This is a genomic window from Lentilactobacillus raoultii (assembly GCF_900411375.1).
GTDB classification, from domain to species: Bacteria; Bacillota; Bacilli; order Lactobacillales; family Lactobacillaceae; genus Lentilactobacillus; species Lentilactobacillus raoultii.
This window is the reverse complement of sequence record NZ_LS423000.1, coordinates 19453-36438: the sequence shown is the minus strand read 5'-3', so window position 1 is coordinate 36438 and position 16986 is coordinate 19453. Positions and strand designations below refer to the sequence as shown.

The 16986-nt window shown below is 40.3% G+C and carries 17 protein-coding genes and 3 tRNA genes; 17 read left to right on the top strand and 3 right to left on the bottom strand.

The annotated features are described in order from the left end of the window. The first annotated feature begins 1 nt into the window (after position 1). The 8 genes from glmS (at position 2) to ED605_RS11990 (ending at position 6738) form a co-directional block, all read left to right on the top strand. Positions 2-1819, top strand: coding sequence for a glutamine--fructose-6-phosphate transaminase (isomerizing) (gene glmS, locus ED605_RS12025; RefSeq protein WP_121979132.1), 1818 nt, complete (start codon positions 2-4; stop codon positions 1817-1819). A gap of 243 nt (positions 1820-2062) precedes the next feature. Then, entirely contained in the window at positions 2063-3523 is a 1461-nt protein-coding gene (locus tag ED605_RS12020) for a glycoside hydrolase family 73 protein (RefSeq protein WP_121979131.1), read from the top strand. 115 nt (positions 3524-3638) lie between these two features. Continuing rightward, positions 3639-4460 carry a glycoside hydrolase family 73 protein gene (locus ED605_RS12015; protein WP_370825196.1) on the top strand — a complete coding sequence of 274 codons (822 nt, stop codon included), beginning with the start codon at positions 3639-3641 and terminating at the stop codon, positions 4458-4460. Positions 4461-4582: 122 nt separating this feature from the next. After that, positions 4583-5656 (top strand): ABC transporter ATP-binding protein, encoded by a 1074-nt coding sequence (locus tag ED605_RS12010; protein WP_121979291.1) that lies wholly within the window; start codon positions 4583-4585, stop codon positions 5654-5656. A gap of 245 nt (positions 5657-5901) precedes the next feature. Further along, positions 5902-6210, top strand: a complete 309-nt coding sequence (locus ED605_RS12005; protein WP_121979130.1) for a hypothetical protein — start codon at positions 5902-5904, stop codon at positions 6208-6210. Positions 6211-6288: 78 nt separating this feature from the next. Continuing rightward, positions 6289-6360: transfer RNA gene (locus ED605_RS12000), tRNA-Asn, on the top strand. A 117-nt stretch (positions 6361-6477) separates the two neighbouring features. Then, a tRNA-Asn gene (locus ED605_RS11995) sits at positions 6478-6549 on the top strand. A gap of 117 nt (positions 6550-6666) precedes the next feature. Beyond that, positions 6667-6738: transfer RNA gene (locus tag ED605_RS11990), tRNA-Asn, on the top strand. Between the two features lie 107 nt (positions 6739-6845). Here the strand turns inward: ED605_RS11990 and ED605_RS11985 are convergent. Beyond that, positions 6846-7154, bottom strand: a complete 309-nt coding sequence (locus ED605_RS11985) for a DUF960 domain-containing protein (protein ID WP_121979129.1) — start codon at positions 7152-7154, stop codon at positions 6846-6848. A 100-nt stretch (positions 7155-7254) separates the two neighbouring features. Next, positions 7255-8082, bottom strand: a complete 828-nt coding sequence (locus tag ED605_RS11980; RefSeq protein ID WP_121979128.1) for a LicD family protein — start codon at positions 8080-8082, stop codon at positions 7255-7257. Positions 8083-8222: 140 nt separating this feature from the next. Between ED605_RS11980 and ED605_RS11975 the strand changes: the two genes are divergently transcribed. The 7 genes from ED605_RS11975 to ED605_RS11940 all read left to right on the top strand — a co-directional run bounded on the left by ED605_RS11975 (position 8223) and on the right by ED605_RS11940 (position 12273). Continuing rightward, positions 8223-8705: a MarR family winged helix-turn-helix transcriptional regulator gene (locus ED605_RS11975; RefSeq protein ID WP_121979127.1), complete on the top strand. Its 483-nt coding sequence runs from the start codon at positions 8223-8225 to the stop codon at positions 8703-8705. Between the two features lie 260 nt (positions 8706-8965). Beyond that, the gene (locus ED605_RS11970) at positions 8966-10024 is read left to right on the top strand and encodes a YdcF family protein (protein WP_121979126.1); all 1059 of its coding nucleotides are present in this window, start codon (positions 8966-8968) and stop codon (positions 10022-10024) included. Between the two features lie 278 nt (positions 10025-10302). Next, on the top strand, positions 10303-10554 hold the full coding sequence (locus ED605_RS11960; protein WP_121979124.1) for a GlsB/YeaQ/YmgE family stress response membrane protein: 252 nt from the start codon (positions 10303-10305) through the stop codon (positions 10552-10554). Positions 10555-10581: 27 nt separating this feature from the next. Then, positions 10582-11145 carry an alkaline shock response membrane anchor protein AmaP gene (gene amaP, locus ED605_RS11955; RefSeq protein ID WP_121979123.1) on the top strand — a complete coding sequence of 188 codons (564 nt, stop codon included), beginning with the start codon at positions 10582-10584 and terminating at the stop codon, positions 11143-11145. 11 nt (positions 11146-11156) lie between these two features. Beyond that, entirely contained in the window at positions 11157-11339 is a 183-nt protein-coding gene (locus tag ED605_RS11950; protein WP_121979122.1) for a hypothetical protein, read from the top strand. Positions 11340-11363: 24 nt separating this feature from the next. Next, a complete protein-coding gene (locus ED605_RS11945; protein ID WP_121979121.1) occupies positions 11364-11801 on the top strand; it encodes an Asp23/Gls24 family envelope stress response protein in 438 nt (145 codons plus the stop codon). A gap of 52 nt (positions 11802-11853) precedes the next feature. Then, positions 11854-12273 (top strand): Asp23/Gls24 family envelope stress response protein, encoded by a 420-nt coding sequence (locus tag ED605_RS11940; protein ID WP_121979120.1) that lies wholly within the window; start codon positions 11854-11856, stop codon positions 12271-12273. 104 nt (positions 12274-12377) lie between these two features. Here the strand turns inward: ED605_RS11940 and ED605_RS11935 are convergent, their stop codons facing one another. After that, positions 12378-12740, bottom strand: coding sequence for a hypothetical protein (locus ED605_RS11935; protein WP_121979119.1), 363 nt, complete (start codon positions 12738-12740; stop codon positions 12378-12380). Positions 12741-13061: 321 nt separating this feature from the next. Here ED605_RS11935 and ED605_RS11930 point away from each other — a divergent pair, with 321 nt between their 5' ends. Beyond that, positions 13062-14963, top strand: coding sequence for a protease pro-enzyme activation domain-containing protein (locus ED605_RS11930; protein WP_121979118.1), 1902 nt, complete (start codon positions 13062-13064; stop codon positions 14961-14963). A 39-nt stretch (positions 14964-15002) separates the two neighbouring features. Continuing rightward, positions 15003-16898, top strand: a complete 1896-nt coding sequence (locus ED605_RS11925; RefSeq protein ID WP_121979117.1) for a S53 family peptidase — start codon at positions 15003-15005, stop codon at positions 16896-16898. The last annotated feature ends 88 nt before the right edge of the window (positions 16899-16986 follow it).

The window sequence follows — 16986 nt, the reverse complement described above, 5'->3', positions numbered from 1 at the left end:
AATGTGTGGAATTGTTGGAGTAACCGGAAATGATAATGCGGTTTCAATTTTATTGGAAGGCCTTGAAAAGTTGGAGTATCGGGGCTATGATTCTGCCGGGATTTATGTAAATGATTTAAATGGCAAAGATTATTTAATCAAGCGTAAAGGCCGGATTTCTGAATTGGAAGCAGCCGTTGGTTCTGAAGTTCACGGTTCTGTCGGAATCGGCCATACTCGCTGGGCAACTCACGGTGTTGTCAGCGAAGCAAATGCGCATCCTCAATTTTCTGAAGACCATCGTTTTTACTTGGTTCATAACGGGGTTATCGAAAACTATAAAGAATTAAAATCAGAATATTTGAGTAATACAACCTTTACCAGCCAAACAGATACGGAAGTCGTGGTTCAACTGGTTGACCATTTTGTTCAAACTGAAGGATTATCGACTAAACAGGCCTTTTTAAAGACGTTGAGCTTGTTAAAGGGATCGTCTTATGCTTTCTTGTTGATTGACAGTACCGACCCAGAAACACTTTATGTTGCAAAGAATAAGAGCCCACTCTTAATTGGTTTGGGCGATGGCTGCAATGTTGTCTGCTCTGATGCACCAGCCATGCTGAACGTCACACATGACTTTTTGGAACTTCACGATGGCGAGGTTGTAACGGTTAAACCTAATGCGGTTGAAATTGAAGATGCCAATCATCACCAAGTTGAACGTCAACCCTTTCATGTTGATATGGACGCCAGTGAAACCGATAAGGGACCTTATCCATATTACATGTTAAAAGAAATTGACGAGCAGCCAAACGTCATGCGCAAGTTGGCAGCACTATATACGCAAGAATCCGGTAAACCAAATATTGATACCAATCTGATCAATGCTTTGAGTGAAGCCGATCGAATTTATATTGTGGGCGCCGGAACCAGTTACCATGCCGGTTTAGTTGGAAAGAAATTATTTGAAAAATTGGCCCATGTGCCGACGGAAGTCCATATTGCGTCTGAATTTGCCTATGATGATCCATTGCTTTCAGAGAAACCGTTTTTCATCTTTCTTTCTCAAAGCGGTGAAACGGCGGACAGCCGAGAAGTTTTGGTTAACGTCAATGCCAATGACTACAAGAGTCTCACAATTACCAATGTCGAGAATTCGACCCTTTTCCGTGAAGCAACTTATACCATGTTACTTCATGCCGGCCCGGAAATTTCAGTGGCGTCAACGAAGGCTTACACGGCTCAAATTGCGGTTGAAGCAATTCTGGCCAAAGCACTTGGTGAAGCTAAAGAACAGACCATTGCCGAGGACTTTGATATTCGACAACAATTAGGATTGGTTGCAACTGGTATGCAAGCCATTATCGATGAAAAAGACATGATTGAAGGCTTGGCCAAAAAGTACTTTGTACCAGCTCCTCGTGCATTTTATATCGGTCGAGGCATTGATCAAACGGTCTCGCTTGAATCGGCTTTAAAATTAAAAGAAATTTCCTATGTCCAGGCTGAGGGGTTTGCTTCTGGCGAACTAAAACATGGGACAATTGCGTTGATTGAAGAGGGGACGCCGGTTATTGGCATTATTACACAGCGTAAAACGGCTAATTTAACTCGAAGCAACCTTCAAGAAACAATGTCTCGTGGTGCATCAACCTTTACAATTGTTCGTCGTGAATTAGCACTGGACGGGGATACAATTGTGATTCCAGACGTTGATGAAATGATTACCCCACTGCTAAGTGTTGTGCCGGCTCAATTAATTGCCTACTTCACTAGTTTGAATAAGGGATTGGATGTTGATCGCCCACGTAACTTGGCAAAGAGTGTCACTGTTGAATAAAAATTGAGATGTTTTAATTGACTAAAAAGCCAATTCAAAGCCAAAACGGTTTTGAGTTGGTTTTTTGGTTCGGATATTTCTTAAAACTTTTGTGCTAAAATAACAATTAATAGGAAGCTGAAGATTCGGATGATTGTTAGTAACTACATCAGTAACGTCGATTAAGAGTTAATTGTTTGAAATACTTCATTTTTTCCGGCTTTTCTAATATGATAGGTGTGAAGCGTCAATCGAGGGGTGGAAATGTTGAAAAAAATAGTTAAACTTGCAATGGCCACTGTTGCAGTTCTTGTAACCGCGCTATTTTTGTTATTGGTTAAAAATCAGAACACGGGCTTTTTGACGGCACGGGCTTCATCAGCTGCTAGTTTTATCAGTGACTATCAAAGTGATGTTAAAAGGGCAGCCAATAAATATAACCTTTATGGCTCTGTGATGATGTCACAAGCGGCATTGGAAAGTGGTTGGGGTCAGAGCGAATTAACTCAACAAGCAAATAACTTTTTTGGTATTAAAGGAGCTTATAATGGCCAATCGATGACAATGCCAACGGTTGAATATGATAGTAATGGCCAATTAAAAAACACAACGGCTAGTTTTAAAAAGTATCCTACCGCCTATGCCTCCTTTGCGGACAATGGGGCAACACTTCGAAACGGCACTAGTTGGGATCCCGACTATTATTCAGGAACTTGGAAGGAAAATGCGGCTACCTATGAAGATGCAGCCAATGCATTGACGGGTAAGTACGCAACGGCGCCCAATTATGGTAGTTCCCTCATTAAAATTATTCAGCAATACGGATTAGACAAAACCTTTGGGGAAACCAACAGCCAGTCTTCTTCATCAAGTTCGGCTAGTGTTTCATCAGCCAGTTCAAGTACGACTACCAGTACTCAGGCGGCAACACCGACCTTGGCAACGGTTAAATATTATAAAGGAGACGCTTCCCAAGCGGTTCAACTATCCAAGCACTATAGTAAATACTACGTTTATAACCATGTAAAAGGAACCAGTCCAAATGAAAAGCGATACCGTTGGAAATCTTTAGGGATTCGAAAAGCTGTGACGGTTTACCTTGACATGCGGGGCGTCAAAAAGGGGACGTCAGGTAATTGGTATCGATTCAGGCTTTATCCAAACAGCAAATCCAAGCGGTTTTGGGTTTATGCGCCGGCTCTTCAATTTTCGACAATCTATAGTGGTGCCACCAGTGGGCATTTAAAGGCGAATAACGCTTCAGGTGGCGAACTGTACACGCATGTATATGGATCACCGTTACTCGCCTCAAAAGTCGCTAGAGTGAGCACCTTAAAGGCCAAGACTAGTTATCCGGTAGATCAAACTGCGTTGGCTAAAACCAGCAAGGGGTTTAAAGTCTGGTACCGGATTAAAGTTGGCAAGCACAAGGGATGGCTTAGCAGTTCACATGTCACCACTTTTCCTGCCAAAGTGGCTAAAGTAGATTTTAAGACAGCTAAAGTCGTCTCATCGTCAGCCAAAGCGGATTACTTATATACTGATCTTCAAGCTTCAGGTCAATTTCAGAAACATTATAAATTAGCCCAAGTAGATTTAAATATTGGTAATAAAGTCAAGGTGGATAAACTTGGCTATCGGTTAAGCGATCAGTCACTGTGGTATCGGATTGTCTGTCCTACGACCAGCTCAAAGTATTGGGTCTCTTCAAAGTTTTTGTCATAATTGGCGATTATCCATTGATTCCATGCCGGTTTAAGGTATAATTATTTTTTGGCATGTAATGCGCAACTATGTTTTAGGGGAGGTTTTTTGAATCAAATCTCATGTAACAACGCTAATCGCCAGGGGCTTTTTTTGCTTACTTGCTGCGGTCAGTTTCTGGATAATTGGCTTTCATTCAGTGTCGGCCAGTGTTTCAAGTGACTTTATTAACCGAATGAAGGCGCCAATTGAAAAAATCAGTCGGCAAAATCACCTTTATCCGTCTGTGATGATGGCGCAGGCCATTGTTGAAAGTGACTTTGGGCGATCAACATTATCCACTGAAGCTAATAATTATTTTGGTATTAAAGGAACGTATAATGGTCAATCTGTCACGATGAGTACGGGCGAGTATACATCTAAGGGGAAGCATTATATGACTGCGGCCCAGTTTAAAAAATATCCGGATGTTGAAGCATCAATTCGGGATAATGCCAGTCTTTTACGACATGGCACGCTGACTGATCCGACTTATTACTCCGGAACTTGGACAACTAACGCATTGACAGCAAGTGACGCAGCAATGGCGCTGGCAACGACTTATGCAACCGATATGAATTATGGCAATAAGCTTAACGCGGTGATTGTCAGATATAATTTGGATCGACTGGATGCAACCGATGGTGATACCAATATTCAAACGGCTGGCAACATTAATGAACAAATTGAGCAGTCTTTAAAAAAGGAGTTGGGAACTTCTTCGGCTGCTCAGACTAAAAAAGTCACCCAGCCTACAGTACTTCGCTCAAAGATTACCCGAATTCCAGAAAAAATTATTCCTCGATCGGTTTTTGAGCCACAGCGATCACAAACTTCAACTGACAATGAGTATACGTTGCCATTGAATTTGTCATTAGAAAAGCTAATTAAAAGCAAATCACAGACAATAAGTCATTAATAGTTTGTTAAGAGTCGGGGGAAAAGATTAAGCTTTTCTCTCGGCCTCTTATTTTGTTCTGGATATCTGTTATAATATTGCAGGAAAAGTCTAACCTCTAAATTTAGGAGCGTTTAATGGTCATGGAAGAAAATTATAAAGTAAAGGTTCAAAATGTTACCAAAGAATACGACCTTTTTAAGACACAGTCAGAAAAACTGCGATCCTTTTTTTCGATTTCCAAGCGTCAGGTGCCACATTTTTGGTCACTGATGGGAATTTCGTTAACCATCAAACCAGGTGAAACACTTGGGTTAATCGGTGTTAACGGTTCCGGTAAATCGACATTGTCAAACATTATTTCCGGGATTATCCCCCAAACAACTGGATATGTTGATGTCCGTGGTGATACGTCAATTGTGGCAATTCATGCCGGTCTTCGAAATAACTTAACCGGTCGGGAAAATATTAGGTTGAAGTCGCTGATGCAGGGCCTAACCAATGAAGAAATTGATGAAATGATGCCTGATATTATTGCGTTTGCTGATATTGGCGACTTTGTCGATCAACCGGTTAAGAGTTATTCAAGCGGGATGCGGTCTCGTTTGGGATTTGCTATTGCGGTCCATATCAACCCGGATATCTTGATCATCGATGAAGCATTGTCCGTTGGAGACGACACTTTTTATCAAAAATGTGTTGATAAAATCGGCGAGTTCAAGCAAGAGGGCAAAACCATTATCTTTGTCAGTCATTCATTAAAGCAAATTGAAATGTTGTGTGATAAGGTTGCTTGGATCAACTATGGTGAATTAAAAATGGTTGGTGACACAAAAGAAGTTACCAAGAAATATCGTGAATTCACAAAATGGTTTAAAAAATTAAGCAAAAAAGAGAAGCACGCTTTTGAAACTGAACGTAAAAATGTTCAAAAAAACTTTAGCATCCAAAATTATCAAAAACAGGTTGCTAAGGAGATGCAGCAGGCGGCACCGGAAGAAAAAAATATTCGAGCAAAGGTTCATAAATTGTTTTATAGCTCTGTTATTAGCGAAAAAATGTCTGTCGGCAATCAGCTGCTAACCTGGGCAATCTTACTAATTGTGGTCTTCTTTTGCCTGGTCAATATTTCCGGCTATTCGGTGGACCATATTTTAAGTGATCCATCGTTATTACTTCATCCATCAGGTGTCTTGCACCTACCAGATGTGAAGTAGTCAGCCTTAATTATCGAGGATTCACTCACGTTTTAATGATGCGTCATTTGAAATGTGCGTGAATTTTTAAATAAATGTTGACAGCGCTTACAGAAAACGCTATATTATTCATGGGTACTAAATAAATACCTTCTAATCAATTCTCTTTCTCTCTTAAAAAAACTGGTAGCCATATTTGGAGCTATCAGTTTTTTTAGTGTATAATTGTTTGAGCAAAATAAATTCGAAACGGGAGTCCGAAAATAATGAAAAGTCATGAGGTATTGACGTTAATTGAAGAAATTACCAGAAATGATGGCAGCAAATATATTGAGATTAGTAATATGGTTCAAAATGGCCGGGCTGAATTAGCCGCTGAGAGAGGTTTTATCAAGCAGGTAAGGATATTACAGCTAAACATCCCGCACTCGCCTCACGTGCAAAAATATGAGCATTATATCAACGAAAATTACACGATGCCAACTGAAGACATGGATCATTTTGAGGAATGGAAAAAAACGCCCGAGATGCAAAAGGAAATCAACATTATTCTAAAAGAAAATCATATTGGCTAACAAAAAAACTAATTTTTGTTTGCATCATATGAGAATCTATGTTATAAATATATATGTTGTTTTTTAGAAAAGCATTTTTGCTCCGTAGTTCAGTGGTAGAATAATTGACTGTTAATCAAGAGGTCGCTGGTTCGAACCCAGCCGGAGCAGTCAGAGAAGGTGGCGTCATTGCTTTCTCAGTAAAATCTTTTTTTATTCAATTTTTATTGCATTTTGCTCTTAGGTACGATATAATTTAATTACCGCGTTTGAGAGAGAACAAATTATTGCTCCGTAGTTCAGTGGTAGAATAATTGACTGTTAATCAAGAGGTCGCTGGTTCGAACCCAGCCGGAGCAGTCAGAGAAGGTGGCGTCATTGCTTTCTCAGTAAAATCTTTTTTTATTCAATTTTTATTGCATTTTGCTCTTAGGTACGATATAATTTAATTACCGCGTTTGAGAGAGAACAAATTATTGCTCCGTAGTTCAGTGGTAGAATAATTGACTGTTAATCAAGAGGTCGCTGGTTCGAACCCAGCCGGAGCAGTCAGAGGTTTACTAAAAAGCAGTTGTCAATATCAACATTGACAACTGCTTTTTTGCAATCAAAAAAACGAGTAGCTTTTATCTACTCGTTAAGAATTTCAGATCACGCTAAATGTTAATTTCAGATGGGGTTGCAATGATTTGTCGATTGCCACTGTCATAGACGACCAGGGACTTTGGATAACTATTGTCATAAGGGTATGGTGAATCGAACGTGGCCACCAATTCATTGCCCTGAATGAAATCGTATGACAGATTACCGTCGCTGTTGACCAGATTAAACTTAATCAGATTTGATAATGGAAACACGTTTTGTAAATCGTTGTCAATGATAAACCAAACATTGTCAATTGCTTGGTCAGGCAGCGTTGAAACGATGCTAAAACTTGCGAACCGTGATTGGTTAGGATCAAACATGATAACACCTTCATTCCAGTAATAACTAATTGTTGACAAACTACCAAAAAATTGGTTTAAATGCAAGTAACTAACTTGTGAGGAAGCAGCTACCACCTCTCTATGATCTGCTGAAAGCCTGATTATCATAAATTAACTTAACGATATGTTTTTCTGACCGCTGATTTTCAGGCGGCAAGGTTAAGTAGTCACCATATAACTTGGTTAGAACGGTTTGGTAGTCTTTGGGAACTGCTATCAAAGTGTCTTCAAACGGCACGACCGTTAAATTTTGGACTTGGTCGATCGAAAAGATCTCTTTGTCATAAGAGTATTGGGAAGCTAGATTTTTAAACTGATCTAAATTCTCTCGATTATTATAGGCAACCATGACCTGTTGTCGATTTTGCTTAAAAGTCTTTGCTGCTAAGAGTTGTTCGGACGAAAGAGTACCATATAATCTTCTAATTGGATTATCAATAATATTATACCGCAATTTTAAGTAGATTCGGCTATCGAGACGACGAATATCAATCATCTGGCGCCGCCGCTTTTCTTTGGACTTTGGAATCTTGTCTAAAGGAAAAATATCCAAAAAGACACCTTTGCGAGCATTATTGACGTTGTTACGTTCTTCAATGTAAGTATTTCGATCCAAAATTTTAGCATAACTCAATGCGTAATTTTGATCACTCCAAGGAGTTTGCAAAAAGTAGTGATCATTTTTGAATTCAGCGGGTGCAATTTGTAAGAAATGTTCGTAGTCGTTTCTTGGAAGTGCGATATCCATGTCATCATCCCAAGGAATAAACCCTTGGTGACGAATTGCACCAAGTAAGGTACCGCCAATGGCGACGTAATGAAGATGATACGCTGCCGCGATTGCACTAAACCGTTTGAAAATCGCTAATTCAAGTTGATGAGTGATTTGAGTTAACTGATCAGTCATGTAGGCCTCCAAACTTATTTTCCATTAATTCATTATAAAACAAAATCAGAAAAAGTTCCTAAATCTAGCGGTATATTGTTGAACCAATAGTGCAGACAATATATAATTAGTGCAGTATTGATATTAATAATTATTGGGGAATGGTGAGGGAAATGACAAAAACGCATGAAGAATTATTGCAAGAGGCAATCAATGTGTATCTGTCATCGCTAAAATATTTGGATAATTTTGTTTCAGAGCCGGCGACGAAGTATGGATTGTCTTTTGAACAGTATTTAATCTTGCATACCATTGCAGATCGCGAGCACGTTTCATTAATGGACATTGCCAGTGAACGAAAAGTGACGCGAAGTGCAATTTCAAGGCAAATCAAAGTGCTATTACAGCACAATTATATTTATCAAAAACCGGCTGAAAGCGATCGCCGACGATTATACTTACATTTGACCAAAAGTGGGCAACAGGTTGAAAATAAGGTTTACGAATTAACCAGCGCCCGATTTGATGAATGGATTAATCATTATGGTGAAGAAAAGGTTCGCCAGGTTCTTGATTTCATTAAAGATTTTGCCCAAACCGAAATGAAGAATTTCAATTCTTCCAAGCAAACAAACCAAAGTTAACGGCAGTTAGTGGCTGCTTCATGGGGGACGACAGTTGGCGATAGATCGAGTTGACTGTTTTCGCGAAGCATCATTAACATCTTGTCGTTAATTCAAATTGTCAATTGAACTAAATTATCAATACTAACAGTGAAGATTGGGGAATTGCTGATCAAAACAATTTTTTGACCAGTATGAAACTGATCATGATAAGGGGCCGGACAAGTTGTTTTTATCTTGGCCTCTTTATTATCCTGTGAGAAATTATGAGGAGAAAATTTATGAATCCGGTTTATAGAATTACAGTCACTATTTCAGTGATTCAAATCATCCTAATTGGTTTATTAATTACATACTTGATTAAGCGGCGAAATTCATCGGTCGTGGGGTGGTTGGTGAATTTAAATCTAATCTGCGCTTTCTTGCTGCTATTTGATATTCTTTCCGTGACCCGAATTCCAGCGCTCTATTTAACTGCCGGCGTCCTATTTGCTGTTGTGGCGGCGCTAATTACATTTGGAATTATTTTTAGTTTTGTGTTTCTATTTATCAATGCTTGGTTTGTAAGAAAACGGGAAGGTCGCGGCTTGAGCAGTTTGTTGGTACTAATTGCGGGAATCGCGATTGTTCTTGCCGATGCCTTTTTCTATTTTGGCGGTGGCAAGGCATCTCGGCCAATTCAAGCGATCAATTTTTTTGTCTTAGTCATGCTGATGTATCTTTTAATGACGGTTTGGAATACGTTAATGTCAATTGTTGTTTATAACTGGTATTTTCCTAGAAAAAATAAAGATTATATCATTGTGTTGGGAAGCGGCTTGGTTGATGGTAAACGAGTTGGCCGATTACTGGGAAATCGAATTGATAAAGGGATTGCTTTTTATCGTCAGCAATTAGCAACTACCCACAAGCATGCCAAGTTGATTTTTTCAGGTGGCAAAGGCGGCGATGAAAGATTGCCGGAAGGTGTCGCCATGCAACAATACGCAATTGACAAGGGAGTCCCGGCAGCTGATACCTTAGTTGAGGACCGGTCGACCAACACTCGGGAAAATTTAATTTTTTCGAGAGAATTAATTCACAAGGATAGTGGCCGGACTGATAATCGAATTGTCTTTGTCAGCAGTAATTTTCATATTTTAAGAGCTGGCATTTTAGCTGGCAAGTTAAAATTTAAAGCAAATGGGATTGGTGCCAAAACGCCATTTTACTATTTACCCACGGGGACAATTCGCGAATATTTGGCACTGTTTGTCATGCATAAACGGTTTCATATTATGGTGACGTTAATGATTTTAGCCATTTCCATTATCTTGAATTTACCTGGCCTAAATCATTGAAATAAGTGCCGATAAATCAGATTATGAAAATGAAAGGTGGCTGGTGACCTGTTTTTAATGTGTTCAGGTTTTGGCCAATTAGCATAAATTGAATTTTGACAACGAGCAGACCATTTCTTCAAAGAAAGTTCTTTGAAGAGATGGCCTGCTTTTTTGGTCTTAAAAGTTTCCACTTTTCTTCACAACTTATTCACACAATAAGTTTCAAATTATTATAGACTTAAAACATAGCAAATTTGCTATAACATTTTTAATCCTAAACGAAAGGAATGATGAAAATGCTTAGCTTGATTTGGACATTAATTATTGGTGGTGTTATCGGCGTCGTTGCCGGTGCTATTACCAGTCGGGACCTACCATTTGGCTGGATTGGCAACATTGCAGCCGGGTTAATTGGTGCCTGGCTGGGAGAGGCGTTGCTTGGATCTTGGGGGCCACAGCTGGCTGAAATTGCGATTGTACCAGCAATTGTTGGCGCTGTGATCTTAGTCTTCCTGGCATCATTGATTACTCGTGGCTTAGCCGATTGATCAATCACTGTGAAAGGAGGAGATTCGATGCGCAAAAGCACTAAGACAGCAATCATCATTTGGGGGTTGCTTGGTTTGAGCCAGAGTATTTGGTTGATTGGATTGGTCGCACCGATTGATTATCTCTCCAAAATGGTATTGTCAACGGTTCAAACTTCTGAGACCTGGATTGAAATACTGGCCGTTAGCTTAAGTTTAATCGTTGGCATCGCCGGCATACTCGGAATCGTGATTGCGTTGTTAGCACCGGCAAAGGTTAAAAGTCTTGACTTTCGATCACCAAACGGAAAATTAAGCGTTTCTCAACAAGCAGTCGAAAAGATGGTCCAAGAGGCAATTTTAGCTGAAAAATCGGTGACTGATGTCAAAACAAATTTGAAAATGACCGGACGTAAACCGAAAGTTCGAGTGAAAGTCTCTGCAGTTGATCGAAAGGATCGGGATTTGGTGAAATTAGGAGAAGAAATTCAAACCACCGTCATTAATGAAATTGGTCGAATAATGGCTGTGCCGGTCAAAAAAGTAAAAGTTAGAATCAAACCGGCCAGTTCCGTGAAAAGCAGTCGAACTAATCAGCCACGCGTTGTATAGGAGGGAAAAACATGAATTTAATCATTTATGGTGGCATTATCGGAATGGTTTGCGGCATCGTTTGGACTTTCAGTGGCTTTAGTGCCGTTTTACTTGTCCTGACACTTGGCGTTGTCGGTGCCATGATTGGTGCCATCGTTAATAAGTTTGGCGGGATTAAAAATCTCATTAACCAGTTGGTAAGTGATGAATAATCAATTTAAAGGAGCTGATTTCTAATGGAAACTAAAAAAATAACAAACAACCCAAGCATGACACGCAAATTAACGTTTAATAATGCGGTCATTGAAAAAATTGCCGGACTGGTTTGTCGCAACATCGATGGTGTCTTATCGTTAGATGGCGGGATGATTAGTGAATTGGCAGGAAGATTTTCAAAGAAAACCGATCCAACCAAGGGCATTGATGCAGAGGTCGGTGAAAAACAGGTTGCTCTGGATATGGACGCTACCATCGAGTATGGTGCAAACGCCCGTCAAATTTTTGATGATGTCTGTACCAGAACCCAAAGTGCAATCAAAAACTACACAGGGTTAGACGTTGTTGAGATCAATTTAAATATTAATGATGTTTTAACCAAAAAAGAATGGGAGCAGCAGAGTAGTCGCCAAAAAGATGAACTGGCCAACACAGTTCACGACGACCGGGTAAAATAATGCAGAAAATTGGTGTTCCCGCTATGACGATTAATTTTTAGGAGGAAATGACATGACACAAGAAAACCCAACTTTAGAAACGGTGCTCACTTATAATGACGATGTTTTAGCAAAGATTGCTGGTAATACGGTTAGAGATGTGGATGGTGTTCTCTCACTCGAGGGGAATTTGATTGATTCGATGACTGACCGTTTTTCGGATAATACGGATCCCACCACCGGTGTTAAAGTTGATCTGGATAACGATGAAAAACAGGTTAAATTATCAATGGATGCTGTTGTAGAATATGGTAAAAGTATTCCAACCGTCTTTAATAAAGTGACTACTAAGCTATGCAACGCTCTAGGAGAGATGACAGATTTAAAGCCGGTTGAAATTAAAATCAATATTAAAGATTTACAAACCAGAGAAGAATTTCTTCAAAATAATCGTAAATCCGACAAATCGGATAAAAAGAAAGATAAAGGCTAATTGTGCATAATTAAAACGAGACTTAACGATAAAAATGAAAAATTTTATCGTTAGTCTCGTTTTTGATTGTTTCAAGAAAAGACGCTGTAGCAGGCCAATTTCATCTAAGCCATTGCTTCATCTTCCTCGAGTTCAAGCCAAAGTGCCAATGGCGTTGGATTAAAATCGGGCCAGTTCGAAATGTGGGTGTAGCCACGTTCCAACAATGAACTGACCTTTCGCTTCTTTAAGTCGTTAAAAATACTTAGAGCGAATACATTATCCTCAAGGTCGGTGATGACCGTGTCCAGTTTGTGCTGCCATTCGGCAACCAAATCTTGGTAAATAAGCAATTTTCGGGCATTCTTGATGGTGTAATCAACCCCCTGTTGTCGTAGTGATTGCTTATAGTCTTCATATTCCGCTAAAACCGCGTCTTTGGCCCGTTGCCATTGATCGTGATTGTAGGTGGGTAATTTATCGCTCATGTACTGTTCCTCCTTATTCGCACAGTTTAGACCGCTTAAAAAGCCGATTACGCTGTGGAGAAGAAAATTGTCTTTCGTATTTTATTCGTCGAGACCAAAAAATCTCTTCGCAAACCATTAAACAATAAAAAACGTCAGATTGCAAAGTATGTCGAAAAATTACGTCAAATAATCCTAAAAAGCTTTTAAGTTGTTTAAAATATAATTGCAAAAAATTAGAGCATATCATTTCTGTTCAAATTTTGATAATGATATACTTTACTCAATGATTCTCAGGGGTGAGTGACGATTGAATCAAAATAACTTAATGGGGGAAATATTATGAGACGTGGATCCACATTTCTAAGCTTAGCGACGGCACTTCTAATCACTTTGGGCATTGCTGACACTAGAGCTAATGCAAGGGAAACGAAAAATACTGTCAAAACGGTCACCATTGTCTTTAAGCCAAATCATAATCAGGCATTTACTGATGAAGCTTATGCCACGGTTGATCCAAATTCGGCTCAATTTCATCAGTACTTGTCAACTAGTCAGGTCGCTGACCGTTATGGGCGATCGGCTGCTCAATTGAAACAGTTTCAGGCATTTTTTAATCGATATCAGTTGAAAACGTCGGTTTATGCAGGCAACTTATCAATGCGGGTTATGGGGAACTATTCGCATTTAAAAAAAGCTTTCCAAGCAAAAGCGGCTTCCAACGCTTATCAGAAGAAACATATTCAGGGCACAATTTATCGACTACCCAAAGCTTTAGCTGAACAAACAATTGCTGTGATTGGGATGAATGTTAATCGTCCCAAGTCAAAGACTGATGGTAAGGCAAAAAGTAGAAGCCATCAAATTCAAGCAAAGGTCACTCAGCCGCTGGATAATTCAACCGTTCGGCCAAACACCAGCTTGGCGCAACAGGATTTTTCAAAAAAATACGGAAGTCTCAAATATGCTAATCAGTACGGCCTAAACCAGCTTTACCAACAGGGACTCAGTGGTAAAGGACAACGTGTCGGCTTGATTATGACAAAAGATTTCCGGATTCGAGATGTTAAATTATACCTTCAAAAAGATGGCAGTAACGCTGATACTAGTCGAATCCATCGTTATTATACGGTTGACGGTCGAAAACGCGTCCAAAAATATAATCAGTACACGAATGCTGTCAAAGAGGCTTATCAAGAAGAGTCAAGTTTGGATGTCGAACAAGCAGCTTCTGTCGCGCCAGATGCCCAAATCGACACTTACATTGGTGAGTCAATCGATTCGGCAACCGATCGGCCAACGATTTATTTTAATACTTTTGCGGCAGCGATTGCAGCTAATCGCGATCGGCAAATTTCCACCAGTTTTATGACGGGGACTGAAAAAGCAGGCTTTAATGATAATACTGTCAGCGTAACACCCAAACAATACGAAACCGCATCAGATGTGATCTATCGGCAGGCAGCAGTTCAGGGAATTACCATTTTTGACGCTTCCGGTGATCGGGGACCGTATGAGACTCAAAAGTCAACGCAAGAAGCAGCCCTCGGGAAATCCGGTTTTGTCACTCAAATCGGTGGGACGACGATCCCTTACCAAAAGGTGACGCATGATAAATTAGTTAACGTCACCAAGGAACGTGCTTGGGGAGATACCTACTCACTGGCCAAACAGTTTTTAATTCATGGCGTCTTTCTTGGCGGTGGTGGCGGTTTTTCAAAGCTTCATGCAACCCCAAGATTTCAGCAAGGATACCCAGGTGTTAACACCTATCACGCGTTTACGATGCTTAAGTGGAACGATAAGAAACATCAATGGGGTGTTAATCCACATCCTAAACTAATTAGTGGTCGGGCAACGGGACGAAATTATCCTGATTTTTCATCGGATTCCGATATGCAAACCGGCTTTGCAACTTATTTATCAACCACATCGAAAAAAACCAAGCGGACGACGGGTAAGTGGTTTCTTTCCGGTGGCACTAGTTATGCAGCACCTCAAGCGGCGGCAGCTTTGGCGGTGGTTAACAGTGGTTTAAATCAGCCGATTGGTTTTATGAATCCTCAAATCTATCAATTCGCTGAGGGACCATCATCGCCGTTTACAACTCTAAATGACGCATCAATCAATAATACGAACCTTTATTATACCGGTCAGCCCGGAAAACCTTATAATCAGGCGACTGGCCTCGGGATCGTTAATTATCCAAAATTGCTTGATAGTTTTAAAGCACAGGATAAGTAAAGACCACTTAGGTTGATTTGCTTAGGAGGGAATAACGAGATGCATCAGACCAAAAGAATTTTATTGGTTGTCGTTGGTAGTCTGTTGTTTGTAACTGGACTCAGTCAACCGGCAGTAGCTAAAAAAGCTAAAAATCCGGTTTCAACGGTCATGTTGATTTTAAATCCTAAAGATTCCGCGGCATTTACTCGTTATGCCTACGATACTGTGACGCCAAATACTGCGAATTTTCATCAATATCTAACGCCAAATCAGATTGCTAATAAGTTTGGTCGTTCAGAGGGAGAAATAGAACGGCTAAGAAGCTATTTTAAAAAATACCATTTGGCAACAACAACCTTTTCAGGACGCTTAACCATCAAAGTGGCTGGCCATTATCAAAATTTGAAAAGGGCGTTTCACGCTCAGGCATTGACTCGTTCGGCCGCTAAAGGGGCACTTAAAGGAACTGATACTAAATTACCGAAATCATTAGCCAAGTTAGTAACAGCAGTAATTGGGATGGATGTTAAAGCGACTTATCAAGCCAAACAAGCTTCTAAAAGTAAACAGGGTGCCTTTAAAACAGCTTTTACTCGTTCAATGACCAGACCTGATTTAGATGAGTCAACTTCGAAATTCTCGAAAGCCTATGGGTCCGCAAAATATGCGGATCGCTATGGTTTGACAAAATTGTATGCTCAGGGAAATAAGGGTCAGGGACAGCGGGTCGGCCTGATTGTATTTGCCAACTACCGACTAGGTGATATCAAAAAATACTTGGCAGCTGATGGTCAAAATACTGATCTTAGCCGGATTCACAAGTATTTTACCGTGGATCATCGAAAAAAGGTGATGGCTTACAGCCAACGGGTAGACGGCTATACATTTGCCCTCCAAGAGGAAACCACTCTGGATGTCCAACAAGCAGCAAGCGTTGCGCCAGAAGCTCAAATTGATACCTATATTCCTGTCGCAGTCAATGGGGCAACCGATGAATTATCACTAATGGTAAACAATTACGCAGCAGCCATTGCGGCTAATCGGGATCGGCAGTTATCAACCAGTTTTGCGATTGGTTCGGAACACGACGGCTTTGATGATATTCCAGCGACCAGTGTGTCTCCGGCGGCGTTTAATCGAGCGATGAATGTGATTTATCGGCAAGCAACGGTTCAAGGAATTTCATTATTTGCAGCCAGCGGGGATAACGGACCTTATAATGACGTCGCCAAACCAATTTGTGATTTTCCGGTCTCAACCTCACCATTTTTAACTGAAATTGGCGGGACAACGTTGCCTTACACCAAAATTGTTAATGATAAGTTAGTGCGGGTGCCAACGGAGCGATCCTGGGGAGATACTTACTCACTCTCTAAATCGGAACGCAACAATGGCCAATTTGGTGGTAGTGGCGGTGGTTTTTCGATTTTGAATTCAACGCCACCCTTCCAGCAAGGCGTTTCTGGGGTCAATACCTTCAATGCTGTGACCGAGTTGTCTTACAACCCAAAGAAAAAACATTATGTCTTAAATTCTCACCCCAAACGGCTTTCTGGTGAGTCTAATGGTCGAAATCTCCCGGATTTTTCTACTAATGCGGATAGAAATACAGGATATGCCGTATATTTGACTGGGACGATGTTAAATAATGCCAAACAAAAATTATGGCAGATTGGTGGTGGTACCAGTTTTGCGGCGCCTCAGGCCGCGGCGGCCAGTGCGGTTTTGAATAGCGGTTTAACGACGCCAATTGGGTTTTGGAATCCACAAATTTATCAATTTGCGCAACAAACAACGACACCATTCAAAGTCTTGGATTCACCTACTGATAACAACAATTTGTATTATACCGGGCAGCCCGGTAAACGATATAATCAGGCAAGTGGCTTGGGAACAGTTAATTATCAGAAATTATTAACGGCATTTCAGCGGGTTGATCAACCTATTCGTTGACTCTCCGCTGATTAGATGAAATAACGGCAGCGACTCGATTTTAAAGAAGAGTCGTTGCCGTTATTTGGTTTAAAGTATCGTTAAATTT